This window comes from Serratia sp. A07 (genome assembly GCF_058725505.1).
The window spans coordinates 1-14,106 of record NZ_JBZXDO010000025.1 but is presented as its reverse complement, the minus strand read 5'-3'; the positions used below and the strand labels follow the sequence as shown (position 1 = coordinate 14,106).

Below are 14,106 nucleotides of genomic sequence, written 5' to 3'. Positions count from 1 at the left end.
TGAAGGATACTGAACATGAACAAAGCGACTGTCGCGGCCAAACGCTGGTGGTACATCATGCCCATCGTGTTTATCACCTACAGCCTGGCCTATCTCGATCGCGCCAACTTCAGCTTCGCCTCTGCCGCCGGCATCAATGAAGATCTCGGCATCACCAAAGGCATGGCCTCGCTGCTGGGTGCGCTGTTTTTCCTCGGTTATTTCTTCTTCCAAATTCCCGGCGCCATCTACGCCGAACGCCGCAGCGTCAAAAAATTGATCTTCTGGTGCCTGATCCTGTGGGGCGGTTGCGCCTCGCTGACCGGCGTGGTCAGCAATATCCCGATGTTGGCCGCCATCCGCTTTATCCTCGGCGTGGTGGAAGCGGCAGTGATGCCGGCGATGCTGATCTACATCAGCAACTGGTTCACTAAATCGGAACGGTCACGCGCCAATACTTTCCTGATCCTCGGCAACCCGGTGACGGTGCTGTGGATGTCGGTGGTGTCCGGTTATCTCATTCACGCTTTCGGCTGGCGCGAAATGTTCATCATCGAGGGCATTCCGGCGGTTATCTGGGCGTTCTGCTGGTGGGTGCTGGCGAAAGACAAACCGGCGCAGGCCGGCTGGCTGAGCGCCGAGGAGAAACTGGCGCTGCAACAGCAGCTGGACGAAGAGCAGAAAGGCATCAAGGCCGTGCGCAACTACGGCGAAGCCTTCCGTTCGCGCAACGTGATCCTGCTGTGCGTGCAGTACTTCGCCTGGAGCATCGGCGTGTACGGCTTCGTGCTGTGGCTGCCTTCCATCCTGCGCAGCGGCATGCAGATGGGCATGGTGGAAGCCGGCTGGCTGTCGGCGGTGCCTTATCTGGCGGCGACCATCGCCATGATCGTGGTCTCCTGGGCGTCGGACAAAATGCAAAACCGCAAGCTGTTCGTCTGGCCGCTGCTACTGATCGGCGCGCTGGCGTTCTTCGGCTCTTACGCCGTCGGCACCAACCACTTCTGGATCTCCTACGGCCTGCTGGTGGTCGCCGGCGCCGCGATGTACGCCCCCTACGGGCCGTTCTTCGCCATCATTCCGGAAATGCTGCCGAAAAACGTCGCCGGGGGCGCCATGGCGCTGATCAACAGCATGGGCGCGCTGGGGTCGTTCTTCGGTTCGTGGTTCGTCGGCTATCTGAATGGCGCCACCGGCAGCCCGGCGGCCTCTTACATGTTTATGGCCATCGCACTGGTGGTGGCGGTGGTGCTGACGCTGATCGTCAAACCCGCCCGCAACGAGATCCAGCCGCAATTGGCTTGATCCGGTTATACTTTTTATCTGTTAACCCAACCGGGGGGGCGCCATGCCCCCTTTGGCCCAGCTGGAGTTCGTGATGAAGCCTTCTATCGTATTGTACAAAAGCCTGCCTGCCGATCTGCGTGAACGTCTGGAACAGCACTTCACCGTGCACGCCTTCAACGGCCTGCAGCCGGAGAACCGCGACGAACTGCGCCAGGCGCTGCAGCAGGCCGAAGGGATCATCGGTTCCGGCGGTAAAATTGACGAAGCCTTCCTGCAGCAGGCACCCAAACTGCGCGCGGCCTCGACCGTTTCCGTCGGCTACGACAACTTCGACGTCGAGGCGCTCAACGCCCATAACGTGCTGCTGATGCACACCCCGACGGTGCTGACCGAAACCGTCGCCGACACCATCATGAGCCTGGTGCTGGCGACCGCGCGCCGGGTGGTGGAAGTGGCCGAGCGGGTAAAGGCCGGCGAATGGCGCGGCAGCATCGGGCCGGACTGGTTCGGCGTCGACGTGCACCATAAAACCATCGGCATCCTCGGCATGGGGCGCATCGGCCTGGCGCTGGCGCAGCGCGCGCATTTCGGTTTCGGCATGCCGGTGCTGTACAACGCCCGCCGCACGCATGAAGAGGCGGAACAGCGCTTCAACGCGCGCCGCTGCGATCTGGACACCCTGCTGGCCGAGTCGGATTTCGTTTGCATCACGCTGCCGCTGACCGAACAAACCTTCCACATGATCGGCCGCGATCAGCTGGCGAAAATGAAGAAAAGCGGCATTCTGATCAACGCCGGCCGCGGGCCGGTGGTGGATGAGCAGGCGCTGATCGAAGCGCTGCAAAACGGCGTGATCCACGCCGCCGGGTTGGACGTGTTCGAGAAAGAGCCGCTGCCGGCCAACTCGCCGCTGCTCAGCATGCCGAACGTGGTGGCGTTGCCGCACATCGGCTCCGCCACCCATGAAACGCGCTACGGCATGGCCGCCTGCGCGGTGGATAATTTGATCGCCGCGTTGACCGGCACGGTGAAAGAAAACTGCGTCAACCCGCAGCTGTTGCGGAAATAACTCAGCGCGGCCGGTGGTCTGCAGATAACCGGCCGTGTTGCTCTTCCTGCTGCGGCGCGAACAGCGCCTGCAGCTGATGTTCTTCGGCAAAGAGCTGCAATTCGGCATCCTGAATTGCCTGAACGATCTCTTCTCGCCAGTTTTTGTCCGTCATCGCTAACCTCCTTTGATGTTCATCGTTTAATCTGCCGCAGCGCGCGCGCAAAGCCAAGCCGAATCAATCCGAAAACGCTCCGCCCTTCCTCTCCTCCCCGAAAAACCCCCGCAGGGAGGAGGCCATTTTTCCACCGTTTGCCACACTGGGCGCTACCCTGCGAAAAAACGCTTCCTGCCGCGCGTAAGGAGAGCCATGAAACTGTTACCCCTGCCCTTGTTGATGCTGCTGTCGCCTTCGGCGCTGGCCGGCTGGACGCTGCCGGGCTTCCCGGCCTTCGACGAAGCGGCCGCCGGGCTGTTCGCCAGCCAGGCCGCGCTGCCCAAAGGCCAGCTGCCGCTGCGGCTGTATCAGGATAACCACTGCTGGCAGCCGGCCGAGGCGGTGAAGCTTAACCAGACGCTGTCGCTGCAGCCCTGCGGCACTCATCCGCCGGTCAGCTGGCGGCAGTTCCGCACCGGCGACTATCAGGTGCGTATCGACACCCGCAGCGGCACGCCGACGCTGCAGCTCAGCCTGAGCAGCGCGCCGGAAAACACCGCCGTTGCCGTCCGCAGCTGCCCGCGCTGGGACGGCAAGCCGGTCACGGTCGACGTCGCCTCCACCTTCGCCGAAGGCGAAACGCTGCGCGATTTCTATTCCGGCCAAACGGCGCAGGTGAGCCAGGGGAAAATCACGCTGCAGCCCGCCGCCGCCAGCGGCGGCCTGTTGCTGCTGGAATCCGCCGCCACGGCGAAACCGGCGGCGTTCAGCTGGCATAACGCCACGGTCTACTTCGTGCTGACCGATCGCTTTGAGAACGGCAACCCGGCCAATGACCACAGCTACGGGCGCCGCAGCGACGGCCTGCAGGAAATAGGCACCTTTCACGGCGGCGATCTGGCCGGCCTGACGCAGAAACTGGATTATCTGCAGCAGCTGGGCGTCAACGCCTTGTGGATCAGCTCGCCGCTGGAGCAGATCCACGGCTGGGTTGGCGGCGGCACCAAAGGCGATTTCCCGCATTACGCCTATCACGGCTATTACGCGCTGGACTGGACTCGCCTCGACGCCAACATGGGCACCGAACAGGAGCTGCGCACGCTGGTCGAGCAGGCGCATCGGCGCGGCATTCGCATTCTGTTCGACGTGGTGGTGAACCATGTCGGTTACGCCACGCTGGCGGATATGCAGACGTTCCACTTCGGCTCGCTGTATCTGCAAGGTACAGAGGTGGAGAAAACCCTGGGGAAAAACTGGAGCGACTGGCGCCCCGGACCGGGGCAAAACTGGCACAGCTTCAACGACTACATCAACTTCAGCGACAAAGCGGGCTGGCGCCAATGGTGGGGGAAAAACTGGATCCGCACCGACATCGGCGACTATGACTCACCGGGCTATGACGACCTGACGATGTCGCTGGCCTTCCTGCCGGACATCAAAACCGAAGCGCCCGGCGCCAGCGGCCTGCCGCTGTTCTATCGCCACAAACCCGACACCGCCGCGCGCGACATTCCCGGCGCCACCACCCGTGATTACCTGACCGTCTGGCTCAGCCAGTGGGTGCGCGATTACGGCATCGACGGTTTTCGCGTCGATACCGCCAAGCACGTGGAAAAACCGACACTGGCGCTGTTGAAGCAGCGCGCCACGGCGGCATTGGCGGCGTGGAAAGCGGAGCATCCGCAGCAGGCGCTGGATGACGCGCCGTTTTGGATGACCGGCGAGGCCTGGGGCCACGGGGTGATGAAAAGCGACTATTACCAAAACGGCTTCGACGCGATGATCAACTTCGACTTCCAGGACCAGGCGGCGCAGGCATTGGGCTGCTTTGCCGACATCGATGCCACCTACCGGCAGATGGCCGAGCGGCTGCAGGATTTCAACGTGCTGAGCTACCTCTCTTCACACGACACCCGGCTGTTCTTCGCCAGCGACGCCAAAGGCTCGCTGCCGCTGCAACAGCGGGCGGCTAACCTGCTGTTGCTGGCGCCGGGCGCGGTGCAGATTTACTACGGCGATGAAAGCGGCCGCCCGCTCGGCCCAACCGGTTCCGATCCGCTGCAGGGTACCCGCTCCGACATGAACTGGCGTGAGCTGCTGGGGGAAAAAGCCCCGCTGCTGGCCCACTGGCAACGGTTGGGGCAGTTCCGCGCTCGCCATCCGGCGATCGGCGGCGGCGTGCAAACCCCGCAGCCGCACGCCACCTACTACGCCTTCAGCCGCCGGCTCGGCGACGATAAGGTGATGGTGGTGTGGGCCGGCGAACGGTCACAATAATCCAGCGTAATATGCTGCTAATCGGCCAATGGGCGAAGTTTGTGCCCATTGGTCGATTTGTCGGCCGCGTTGCAGCGGGATTTGTCTGGCGGTATGGTGGGGGATTACCTGCTAAGAAACAGTACTGCTGCACCTATGACTTTCTCACTTTTCGGCGAAAAATTTACCCGTTATGCGGGCATTACCCGTTTGATGGACGACCTGAACGAAGGCCTGCGCACCCCCGGTGCCATCATGCTCGGCGGCGGCAACCCGGCGCAGATCCCAGAGATGGAAGCCTACTTCAAACAGCTGTGCCAGGAGATGCTCGATCAGGGCAAACTGACCGAAGCGCTGTGCAACTACGACGGCCCGCAAGGCAAGGACGCGCTGCTGAAAGCGCTGGCCAATCTGCTGCGCGACGAGCTCGGCTGGGAGATTTCGCCACAGAATATTGCACTGACGAACGGCAGCCAAAGCGCGTTTTTCTACTTGTTCAACCTGTTCGCCGGCCGCTATGCCGACGGTTCGCGCCGCCGCGTGCTGTTCCCATTGGCGCCGGAATATATCGGCTATGCCGACGCCGGGCTGGACGAAGGGCTGTTCGTCTCCGCCAAGCCGAACATCGAGCTGCTGCCGGATGGCCAGTTCAAGTATCACGTTGATTTCGAACACCTCACCATCGGCGACGACATCGGCATGATCTGCGTTTCACGGCCGACCAACCCGACCGGCAACGTGATCACCGACGAAGAGCTGATGAAGCTCGACCTGCTGGCGCAGCAGCGCGATATTCCGCTGGTGATCGACAACGCCTACGGCGTGCCGTTCCCCGGCATCATCTTCAGCGACGCCACGCCGCTGTGGAACCCGAACACCATCCTGTGCATGAGCCTGTCCAAACTCGGCCTGCCGGGCTCGCGCTGCGGCATCGTGATCGCCGACGAGAAGGTGATCACCGCGCTGACCAACATGAACGGCATCATCAGCCTGTCGCCGGGCAGCATGGGGCCGGCGATGGCGACAGAAATGATCGCGCGCGGCGATCTGCTGCGCCTGTCGAACGAGGTGATTCGCCCGTTCTACAAACAGCGCGTCGAGCACACCATCGAGATTATCCGCCGCTACCTGTCGCCGGAGCGCTGCCTGATCCACAAACCGGAAGGGGCTATCTTCCTCTGGCTGTGGTTCAAGGATCTGCCGATCACCACCGAAGTGCTGTATCAGCGCCTGAAAAAGCGCGGCGTGCTGATGGTGCCGGGCCACTACTTCTTCCCGGGGCTGGAGCACGACTGGCCGCACACCCACCAGTGCATGCGCATGAACTACGTGCCCGACCCGGAGAAAATCGAGCGCGGCGTGGCGATCCTGGCGGAAGAGATCGAGCGCGCGCATCAGGAAGGCTAACGCCAGCTGATTGAAAATCGACCGATAAAGATATACGATGCATATATCGTATATCTTTTTTTGGAGGGCTAGCGATGACCCGCATCGTGATCGATTTACCTGAAGAAGACCTGCGGCAGCTCGACAATCTGAAAAATATCCGCCACGTTCCCCGGGCCGAAATCATCCGTCAGGCCGTCTCCCGTTATCTGACGGAGAACCACGTTGAAGATCCCAGCAATGCTTTCGGGCTCTGGTCCGGGGCGATGGGCGATGGCGTAGACTACGAAAATCGTCAGCGCGAGGAGTGGGAATAATGGTGGCTCAACGGGCGTTATTCGACACAAATATCCTGATCGATTATCTCAACGGCATTCCTCAAGCCAAAGACGTTCTGACCGCATACCACATCAACCCGGCTATTAGCGCCATCACCTGGATGGAAGTGATGGTGGGTGCCAAAAAACAGGGGCCAGCGCTGGAGCTGAAAACGCGCCAGTTTTTAGGGCAATTCCTGCTGCTGCCTATTACCGATGAAGTTGCCGAACGCGCCGTAGAACTGCGCCACTCACAGCATGTGAAGCTGCCGGACGCCATTATCTGGGCCACCGCGCAGGTGGGGTTCCGGACGCTCATCTCCCGCAATCCCAAAGATTTCGGCACTGACAACGGCGTGTTAATGCCTTACCGGCTGTAGTCGGGCAGCCTTACAGCGTCCAGAACAGCACCGCCAGCAGCTGCGGCGACATGATGCGCAGGAACATCGCCAGCGGATACACGGTGGCGTAAGACAGCGCGGCGGCGCCGCTGGTGGGATGCAGACCGTTGGCGAAGGCCAGCGCCGGCGGATCGGTCATCGATCCCGCCAGCATGCCGGACAGCGTCAGGTAGTTCATCTTGCCCACCGTGCGCGCCAGAATACCGACGCTCAGCAGCGGAATGGCGGTGATCAATGCGCCATAACCAATCCACGTCAGCCCTTCGCCGTGCAACAACGTATCGATGAAGTTGCCGCCCGACTTCAATCCGACCACCGCCAGAAACAGCACGATGCCCAGTTCGCGCAGCGCCAGGTTGGCGCTCGGCGGCATAAACCAATACAGCTTGCCGATGCTGCCGATGCGCCCCAGGATCAACGCGGCCACCAGCGGCCCGCCGGCCAACCCCAGCCGCAATGCCGCCGGGAAGCCGGGCACGAACAGCGGAATGGAGCCGAGCAGCACCCCGAGCCCGATGCCGATAAAGACCGGCAGCATCTGCACCTGCTGCAGTTTTTGTTGGGCGTTGCCGACGATTGCCGTCACCGCGTCGATGGCCTCCGGTCGACCGACCAGGTTGAGAATATCGCCGAACTGCAGCGTCACGTTGCTGCCGGCCACCAGCTCCACGCCGGCGCGGTTGAGGCGTGAAATCACCACGTCATACTTCTGCTTCAGGTTCAGATCGCGGATTTTCTTGCCCAGCACCTGCTCGTTGGTCACCACCGCCCTCACCACCTGCAGCGCGGTGCCACGCGTCGACAGCGAGGCATCCACCTCTTCGCCGATCACCAGCCGGGCATTTTCCAGATCTTCGCGTTTGCCCACCAGATGCAGGTAGTCGCCAAGCTCCAGCCGCTCGTGCGGCGCCGGCACCATCAGCAGCTCCCCGCGTTTGAGGCGCGAACAGACGATCGCTTCACCGTTGAGCAGCGGCACCTGCTTGATCGCCATGCCCTGCAGATTGGGATTGCGCACCGCCACGTTCATGGCGTGCAGCAGCTCACGCTGATTGCCCAGGCTGCTTTCAAACGCCTGCGCCTCGCGCTCGATGTTGATGCGGAAAAACAGCCGGATCAGCCACATCACCAGCAGAATGCCGCATATGCCGAACGGATAGGCCATGGCGTAGCCCATGCCCATCCCGTCCACCAACGCCGGATCGGAACCGAGATCGGTCAGGATTTGTTGACCGGCACCCAGCGCCGGAGTGTTGGTGACCGCGCCTGAGAACACGCCGAGGATAATCGGCAGCGGCACGTCGAACAGCTTGTGCACCGCCGCCGCCACGACGCCGCCGGTCAGCACCAGCAGCACCGCGAAGGCGTTGAGGCGCAGACCAGAGACGCGCAGCGAAGAGAAGAAACCGGGGCCGACCTGAATACCGATGGTGTAGACAAACAGGATCAGGCCGAACTCCTGGATAAAGTGCAGCATGTCCCCGTTCAGGCTGATTTGCCCGCTCTGGGCGAAGTGACCGACCAGGATGCCGCCGAACAGCACGCCGCCGATGCCCAGTCCGACGCTATACAGCTTCCAGTTCCCCATCCACAGCCCAATGACGGCCGCCAGCGCCAACATGCTGACGGTCAGGGCGATATCGCTCATAGGTCACATCCTTGCCAAAGTTGAATCGGGAATTCACGGTTAAAAGCACACAATTAACAAGGATTATGACATCGGACAAACGGGGGGACTGTGGCGTGCGCCACATAACGCAGCGGGGGAGATCCGTCTGGATCTCCCCCGCATGATGATGACCGTTTTTCAGTCGGTTATTTGGCTTCCAGCTCCGGCGTCGCACCGATGGCGATGCGCTGCGGCTGCAAGGCTTCCGGCACCTGACGCACCAGATCGATGTGCAGCAGGCCATTTTCAAATTTAGCCTCGGACACCTGCAGATGCTCCGCCAGGGTGAAGGTCAGCTGGAACTCTTTGCACACCAGGCCTTGATGCAGGTATTCGACCTGTTTTTCCGGCGGCGTAGGTTTACCGCTAACGGTCAACCGCGGCCCTTCCACCTCGATATTCAGCTCGCTCTGCCGGAAACCGGCCAGCGCCAGAGAAATGCGGTAGTGATTGTCATCGCTTTTCTCGATGTTGTACGGTGGGAACCCCTGGGGTTCCTGGCCCCCCATTGAACTGGCCAATTTATCAAAACCAATCCACTGACGCAGAAGCGGAGATAAATCGTAATTACGCATAGGAACAACTCCTTTCATTAAGCGAGATGTGTTTATTCAGCCCCCTGACGGCAGGCTAGGTATTATTTACCGGCAGCGTACCTGCCGGCGAAACGGAAATTTATTTAATTTCGATGCGGCGCGGTTTTAATGTTTCCGGCACGATGCGTTGCATGTCGATATACAACAGGCCATTCTCCAGTTTGGCGCCTTTAATTTGAATATGTTCGGCCAGCTGGAATTTACGCTCGAAATTACGCTCGGCGATGCCCTGGTATAAATAGGTTTTTTCTGCCGGTTCGTTATTGTGCGCCCCGCGCACGATCAGCAGATTATCTTGCGTGGTGATCTCCAGCTCCTGCTCGGCAAACCCGGCTACCGCGATGGCAATGCGATAATGATTTTCGTCCACCAGCTCGACATTATAAGGCGGATAACCGCCGTTGCCCTGACTCTGACCGGCTTCCAGCGCGTTGAACAAGCGATCGAAACCAATGGCGGAACGGTATAGCGGGGAAAGATCAAAATTACGCATAAAACAGCCTCCTAAGGCACTTCAGCGAGGTTGAAATAAATACGCCTTCCACTCTGGACAGGCTAATTAAGCCAGAATTCCCTTACGGCGAATTCTCAATTCGGCTCTGATGATAAAATGGGGGTTGATTTCATCAATTCAACAGGCGAGGATCAAAAAAACTTCGCACCGATTAGGCGAAAGTTTTTTTACCACTTACACTAAAGTGAGAGAGCCGCCACAGAGCGGGATTTTGCTTCTTTAAAAGCAGCAACAGGATGTTATAAATCAGCTTAATTTAGGGGAACAGCAACCCTGCAGGATGGATTAATGACGACGATGAAAGCGATAGCGACGGGCTGCATGTTGTTGGCGACCAGCGGTTGCTCCAGCGTGATGAGCCATACTGGCCCGAATCAGGGTTACTACCCCGGCACCCGCGCCAGCGTGGACATGCTGAAGGACGACAACACCAGCTGGGCGATGATGCCGCTGGTGGCGCTGGATCTGCCGTTTTCCGCAGTGATGGACACCGTACTGCTGCCTTACGACTATCTGCGTTCCGGCAACGACGCCACCGCAGACTCGCCAAAAGCGCGCATCCTGCGCAGCGAGCAGCAGAATCTGGCGGCAACCGGCAATCCCGGCGAAGGCAACGACAGCACCGCCACCCACTAGTCGCGCACGCAGCGGGCCGCCAGGCCCGCCTTACACCTCAACCACAAAGATCTGGTTGAACCCCGCTATCTCGCGCATAAACGCCACTTTCTTGCCATCCGGTGAAAACACCACGGCATCCGCCGACGGCGGCTGCGCGCTGCGCTGCGTTAAACGCTGCAGGCGGCCGCCGGCGACCTCGCACAGCATCACGCTGTTGTCGCACACCAAGGCAATCGCCCCGCCCTGCGGGTGCCAGCTGAACGCTGACTGGATGTCATGCTCGCTGCGGCTCACCTGCCGCGGCTCCCCGCCGTTCGGCGACACCGTCCACAGCTGCACCACGCCGCCGTCGTCCTTCATCAAAAATGCGATTTGGCTGCCGTCCGGCGAGCTGCGCAGCCAATGGCGCGGCGCACCGGCAACGCCCGGATAACGACGATCGCCGGTAAAGGTTACCCGCCGCTGCCTGACGCCCTGCGGCGGCGCCGGCAACTCGCTTTCCGTCCCCTGCAGCGGCAAAGCGCCCGCCCTGGCGTAATCGGCATCGTTCTCCGGCAGATCGACAATAAACACCTCCGGCAGCTTCTCGCCGGCGGCGGACAGCGTATCGCCGATGAACGCCAACGCCCAGCGCTGCCGGCTGCCATCGGCCTTACGGTAACCCTCGCGGCCGATCCAGCCTTCTTCGTAAGCGCGATTGATCTGATCGCTGCCCGGCTGCGGCTGCGGCACCGTCTCGCTGACCAGCACGCAATAGTGGCTACCGTCATATTCGCGCGGGTGCTGTTTCGGCGGATTGACCCCGTGCAGCGGCACGGCCACCCCGACGTTGCGCAGATCGCGCGCCGGATCGCGTTCGTGCATGACGTGGTCGTTGTAGGTAAAGCTGAGGCGGCTGCCGTCCGGACTGAAAACGTGCACATGGCTGCCGCCGCGCAGCGCACCTGGCGTGTAGGGGGCGGTGATATCCAGCGCGTCGAGGGTGATGGCCAACTCGCGATCCGGTTCGCTGACGATCACCCCGCGGCGGTGGTGAAAATCATACTGCCAGGCACTGTCCGGGTGCTCCGGGCCGTGGATAAAGGCATAGCGCGCCGGCGCATCGGGGCTGACCGTGACCACGCCGACGTGGGCACCGTGCTGGGCGCGATAAACCACCTCCACCGCGCCGCTGGCGACGTTGACCCGCTCGATGCTCAGACCGGTGAAAGAGGCGCCGCGCGGGCGCACGTCATAAGCCAGCCATTGGCTGTCCGGCGTCCAGACGTTGATATTGGTTAACTGATGCCCGCGAGGGTCGAAAGTCAGTTGTTTTTCCCGATGGCTCATGGCGGTTCTCCTGCGCATGCCGGCACTGAGTCGCCATCTTACCGGATCGGCGACAGCGTTTCACATGGCCTGCGCGGGTAAGGCGGGAGGATTTTTCGGTTCGAAATGACGCAATTATTTTTCAGCGTCTTATCATTTAAACCGAACGACGGCGTCGGCAGGAAATAAGCGGCCGATTAGGCGTTCGCATTCCTGGCGGCGAAACTCAACGGCGCCCATGCCGTATAGGCGGATGCCGCGAGCGCTATTTTTTTCATTCTCATTTCCTTCATCAAAATAAGTCAGCGGCAGCACCTTCCTTAACGCAAATAAATAAAAAATCGTGTCGCTAAACGACAGGTTAATGATTATTTTCAACGCCAACGCGATGCTCTTCCCCGGCCGTTGCCGCTGGCGGGCCGGGTTGCCCGGCGGTCGGGCGACGGGGTTTACAATCAATACAAAAAAGTACAAACTGGTTTTTTAAGTCCAGAATATTACGGAGCCGGTATGAATCCCCTCTTCGATGCCATTGTTTCTGCCCATCAGCAACTGCGCCCTCAGGTACGGGTCACGCCCCTGGAGCGCAGCGTGCTGCTTTCGCAGCAGCTCGGCTGCGAGCTGTATCTGAAATGCGACCATCTGCAGCACACCGGCTCCTTTAAATTTCGCGGCGCCAGCAACAAGCTGCGGTTGCTGGATAGCGAGCAACGCCGGCGCGGCGTGATTGCCGCCTCAACCGGCAACCACGGCCAGGCGGTCGCCCTGGCGGGGCAGCTGATGGGCGTTGGCGTCACGGTTTATGCGCCAGAGACGGCCGCGAGCATCAAGCTAGACACCATCCGCGCGCTGGGCGGCACCGTGGAATTGGTGCCGGGCGATGCGCTGAACGCCGAACAGGCCGGGGAACAGGCCGCCCGCGAACAGGGAAAAACCTATATTTCGCCGTATAACGACGAGCAGGTGATCGCCGGCCAGGGCACCTGCGGCATGGAGCTGGTTGAACAGCTCACCGGTCTGGACGCCGTGTTCGTGGCGGTGGGCGGTGGTGGCTATATCGCCGGTATCGGCACCGTTTTGCGGCAATTGTCGCCGAACACGCAGCTTATCGCCTGCTGGCCGGAAAACGCCACCAGCATGTACAGCGCGCTGGAAGCGGGCCATATCTTCCCGGTGGAAGAGCAAGAAACGCTGTCCGACGGCACCGCCGGCGGCGTCGAACCGGGCGCCGTGACCTTTCCCCTGTGCCAGCAGCTGATCGACCGTAAAGTGCTGGTCAGCGAGGCAGAGATCAAACACGCGATGCGCCGGATCGCCGCCAGCGATCGGTGGATTATCGAAGGCGCGGCCGGCGTGGCGCTGGCGGCGGCGATCAAACTGGCGCCGGAATATCAGGGGAAAAAAGTGGCGGTGGTGCTGTGCGGCAAAAATATCGTGCTGGAGAAATACCTTAAGGCCATCGCCGATGCGCATCCTTAATCAGCAGCAAATCCTCGCCGCGTTCGACGCCGAGGCCATAACCGCGCTGCTGAAGCAGGGGTTTATCGCCTATTCGCAGCGGCAGGTGCAACAGCCGCCGGTGCAGCATTTCCTGTTCGAACAGGCCGCCGGCGATTGCTGCATCAAATCCGCCTGGCTGGAAGGCGACGAGCTGTTCGTGGTCAAGGTGTCCGCCGGTTTCTATCGCAACGCCGAACGCGGCCTGGCCAGCAATCAGGGATTGGTGATGGCGTTCTCCGCCCAGACCGGCGAACCCCGGGCGCTGCTGCAGGATGAGGGCTGGCTGACCGCGCTGCGCACCGCACTGGCCGGCCGCATCGCCGCCGAGCTGTGCGCGCCGCCGCATATTCAGGCGATCGGCATGGTCGGCACCGGCCTGCAGGCGCGGCTACAGCTGCAATGCCTGAAACCGGTGACCGATTGCCGCGAGGTGTGGGTGTGGGGCCGCAACGAACAGGCGCTGGCGGCGTATCGGCGCGATGCCGAGGCAGAAGGTTTTCGGGTGCTGACCACGCAGGACGCGGCGGAACTGGCGGCGCACTGTCAGCTGATCGTGACCACCACGCCCAGCCGCGAACCGATCTTGCAGGCGGCGGATATCCGGCCCGGCACGCACATCACCGCCGTGGGCGCCGACGCGCCAGGCAAGCAGGAGCTGGCGACCGATCTGGTGGCCAATGCGGACGCGCTGCTGGTCGATGCGCTGGCGCAATGTGCTGACTACGGCGAGATCGCGACGGCTTATCGGCAAAACAGGCTCACTTCAACGCCAATCGTCGAAATGGGCGCCCTCTTGGCGCAGGGCGGGCGGTTGCGAAGCGAGTCGCAGCACATCACCATCGCCGATCTTACCGGGCTGGCGATTCAGGATCTGCAGATCGCCAAAGGGGTGTTGGCGGCAATATAAAGGGGCGCCGCAGCGCCTAATGCCGATCAGTTAAGGATCACTTGAACGATCCTGTCGCTGTGTAAGAATCCGTAATCTCTCTGAGATTACGGATTTTTTTATGTTGCTGAGTCAGGCTCTTGATACCGTTCTTAAATTCTCCCCCAAAGAATTCGCTGCGCTT

At 61.1% G+C, this 14,106-nt stretch carries 15 protein-coding genes; 9 read left to right on the top strand and 6 right to left on the bottom strand.

Going from position 1 to position 14,106, the window contains the following annotated elements:
* Positions 1–15 precede the first annotated feature (15 nt).
* Both AC4PR2_RS20450 and ghrB read left to right on the top strand, forming a co-directional pair.
* Positions 16–1,284, top strand: a complete 1,269-nt coding sequence (locus AC4PR2_RS20450; protein ID WP_060424334.1) for an MFS transporter — start codon at positions 16–18, stop codon at positions 1,282–1,284.
* 73 nt (positions 1,285–1,357) lie between these two features.
* Complete coding sequence (gene ghrB, locus AC4PR2_RS20445; protein ID WP_016929588.1) at positions 1,358–2,335, top strand: glyoxylate/hydroxypyruvate reductase GhrB; 978 nt, start codon at positions 1,358–1,360, stop codon at positions 2,333–2,335.
* Between the two features lies 1 nt (position 2,336).
* Here the strand turns inward: ghrB and AC4PR2_RS20440 are convergent, their stop codons facing one another.
* The gene (locus AC4PR2_RS20440; RefSeq protein ID WP_443014823.1) at positions 2,337–2,489 is read right to left on the bottom strand and encodes a hypothetical protein; all 153 of its coding nucleotides are present in this window, start codon (positions 2,487–2,489) and stop codon (positions 2,337–2,339) included.
* Between the two features lie 195 nt (positions 2,490–2,684).
* On the opposite strand from AC4PR2_RS20440, the gene AC4PR2_RS20435 reads away from it, so the two are divergent.
* The 4 genes from AC4PR2_RS20435 (at position 2,685) to AC4PR2_RS20420 (ending at position 6,810) form a co-directional block, all read left to right on the top strand.
* Positions 2,685–4,748: an alpha-amylase gene (locus AC4PR2_RS20435; RefSeq protein WP_443014822.1), complete on the top strand. Its 2,064-nt coding sequence runs from the start codon at positions 2,685–2,687 to the stop codon at positions 4,746–4,748.
* 135 nt (positions 4,749–4,883) lie between these two features.
* On the top strand, positions 4,884–6,134 hold the full coding sequence (locus tag AC4PR2_RS20430; RefSeq protein ID WP_004933935.1) for a valine--pyruvate transaminase: 1,251 nt from the start codon (positions 4,884–4,886) through the stop codon (positions 6,132–6,134).
* Positions 6,135–6,208: 74 nt separating this feature from the next.
* Positions 6,209–6,430 carry a ribbon-helix-helix domain-containing protein gene (locus AC4PR2_RS20425; RefSeq protein ID WP_004933932.1) on the top strand — a complete coding sequence of 74 codons (222 nt, stop codon included), beginning with the start codon at positions 6,209–6,211 and terminating at the stop codon, positions 6,428–6,430.
* Positions 6,430–6,810, top strand: coding sequence for a type II toxin-antitoxin system VapC family toxin (locus tag AC4PR2_RS20420; RefSeq protein WP_492175399.1), 381 nt, complete (start codon positions 6,430–6,432; stop codon positions 6,808–6,810). Before AC4PR2_RS20425 ends, AC4PR2_RS20420 begins: the two co-directional genes overlap by 1 nt.
* A 10-nt stretch (positions 6,811–6,820) precedes the next feature.
* On the opposite strand, the gene AC4PR2_RS20415 is transcribed toward AC4PR2_RS20420, so the two are convergent.
* From AC4PR2_RS20415 to ibpA, 3 genes are all read right to left on the bottom strand, one after another.
* Positions 6,821–8,479 (bottom strand): putative transporter, encoded by a 1,659-nt coding sequence (locus AC4PR2_RS20415; RefSeq protein ID WP_443014821.1) that lies wholly within the window; start codon positions 8,477–8,479, stop codon positions 6,821–6,823.
* Positions 8,480–8,646: 167 nt separating this feature from the next.
* Entirely contained in the window at positions 8,647–9,075 is a 429-nt protein-coding gene (gene ibpB / locus AC4PR2_RS20410; protein WP_004933922.1) for a small heat shock chaperone IbpB, read from the bottom strand.
* 100 nt (positions 9,076–9,175) lie between these two features.
* Positions 9,176–9,589: a small heat shock chaperone IbpA gene (gene ibpA / locus AC4PR2_RS20405; RefSeq protein WP_004933919.1), complete on the bottom strand. Its 414-nt coding sequence runs from the start codon at positions 9,587–9,589 to the stop codon at positions 9,176–9,178.
* Positions 9,590–9,898: 309 nt separating this feature from the next.
* Between ibpA and AC4PR2_RS20400 the strand changes: the two genes are divergently transcribed.
* Positions 9,899–10,246 carry a YceK/YidQ family lipoprotein gene (locus AC4PR2_RS20400; RefSeq protein ID WP_016929593.1) on the top strand — a complete coding sequence of 116 codons (348 nt, stop codon included), beginning with the start codon at positions 9,899–9,901 and terminating at the stop codon, positions 10,244–10,246.
* 30 nt (positions 10,247–10,276) lie between these two features.
* On the opposite strand, the gene AC4PR2_RS20395 is transcribed toward AC4PR2_RS20400, so the two are convergent.
* Positions 10,277–11,557: a YidR family protein gene (locus AC4PR2_RS20395; RefSeq protein WP_055316928.1), complete on the bottom strand. Its 1,281-nt coding sequence runs from the start codon at positions 11,555–11,557 to the stop codon at positions 10,277–10,279.
* Between the two features lie 132 nt (positions 11,558–11,689).
* Positions 11,690–12,010: a hypothetical protein gene (locus AC4PR2_RS20390; RefSeq protein WP_126191937.1), complete on the bottom strand. Its 321-nt coding sequence runs from the start codon at positions 12,008–12,010 to the stop codon at positions 11,690–11,692.
* Between the two features lie 36 nt (positions 12,011–12,046).
* Between AC4PR2_RS20390 and AC4PR2_RS20385 the strand changes: the two genes are divergently transcribed.
* Positions 12,047–13,015 (top strand): threonine/serine dehydratase, encoded by a 969-nt coding sequence (locus AC4PR2_RS20385; RefSeq protein WP_337046935.1) that lies wholly within the window; start codon positions 12,047–12,049, stop codon positions 13,013–13,015.
* Complete coding sequence (locus tag AC4PR2_RS20380) at positions 13,002–13,943, top strand: ornithine cyclodeaminase family protein (protein ID WP_070913628.1); 942 nt, start codon at positions 13,002–13,004, stop codon at positions 13,941–13,943. The genes AC4PR2_RS20385 and AC4PR2_RS20380 overlap by 14 nt, the downstream gene beginning before the upstream one ends.
* The last annotated feature ends 163 nt before the right edge of the window (positions 13,944–14,106 follow it).

Bases quoted from the DNA above. Each gene is read 5' to 3' on its own strand.
- AC4PR2_RS20385 (WP_337046935.1), top strand. From the start codon at position 12,047: ATGAATCCCCTCTTCGATGCCATTGTTTCTGCCCATCAGCAACTGCGC.
- ghrB (WP_016929588.1), top strand. From the start codon at position 1,358: ATGAAGCCTTCTATCGTATTGTACAAAAGCCTGCCTGCCGATCTGCGT.
- ibpB (WP_004933922.1), bottom strand. From the start codon at position 9,075: ATGCGTAATTACGATTTATCTCCGCTTCTGCGTCAGTGGATTGGTTTT.
- AC4PR2_RS20425 (WP_004933932.1), top strand. From the start codon at position 6,209: ATGACCCGCATCGTGATCGATTTACCTGAAGAAGACCTGCGGCAGCTC.
- AC4PR2_RS20400 (WP_016929593.1), top strand. From the start codon at position 9,899: ATGACGACGATGAAAGCGATAGCGACGGGCTGCATGTTGTTGGCGACC.
- ibpA (WP_004933919.1), bottom strand. From the start codon at position 9,589: ATGCGTAATTTTGATCTTTCCCCGCTATACCGTTCCGCCATTGGTTTC.
- AC4PR2_RS20415 (WP_443014821.1), bottom strand. From the start codon at position 8,479: ATGAGCGATATCGCCCTGACCGTCAGCATGTTGGCGCTGGCGGCCGTC.
- AC4PR2_RS20395 (WP_055316928.1), bottom strand. From the start codon at position 11,557: ATGAGCCATCGGGAAAAACAACTGACTTTCGACCCTCGCGGGCATCAG.
- AC4PR2_RS20430 (WP_004933935.1), top strand. From the start codon at position 4,884: ATGACTTTCTCACTTTTCGGCGAAAAATTTACCCGTTATGCGGGCATT.
- AC4PR2_RS20380 (WP_070913628.1), top strand. From the start codon at position 13,002: ATGCGCATCCTTAATCAGCAGCAAATCCTCGCCGCGTTCGACGCCGAG.
- AC4PR2_RS20420 (WP_492175399.1), top strand. From the start codon at position 6,430: ATGGTGGCTCAACGGGCGTTATTCGACACAAATATCCTGATCGATTAT.
- AC4PR2_RS20440 (WP_443014823.1), bottom strand. From the start codon at position 2,489: ATGACGGACAAAAACTGGCGAGAAGAGATCGTTCAGGCAATTCAGGAT.
- AC4PR2_RS20435 (WP_443014822.1), top strand. From the start codon at position 2,685: ATGAAACTGTTACCCCTGCCCTTGTTGATGCTGCTGTCGCCTTCGGCG.
- AC4PR2_RS20450 (WP_060424334.1), top strand. From the start codon at position 16: ATGAACAAAGCGACTGTCGCGGCCAAACGCTGGTGGTACATCATGCCC.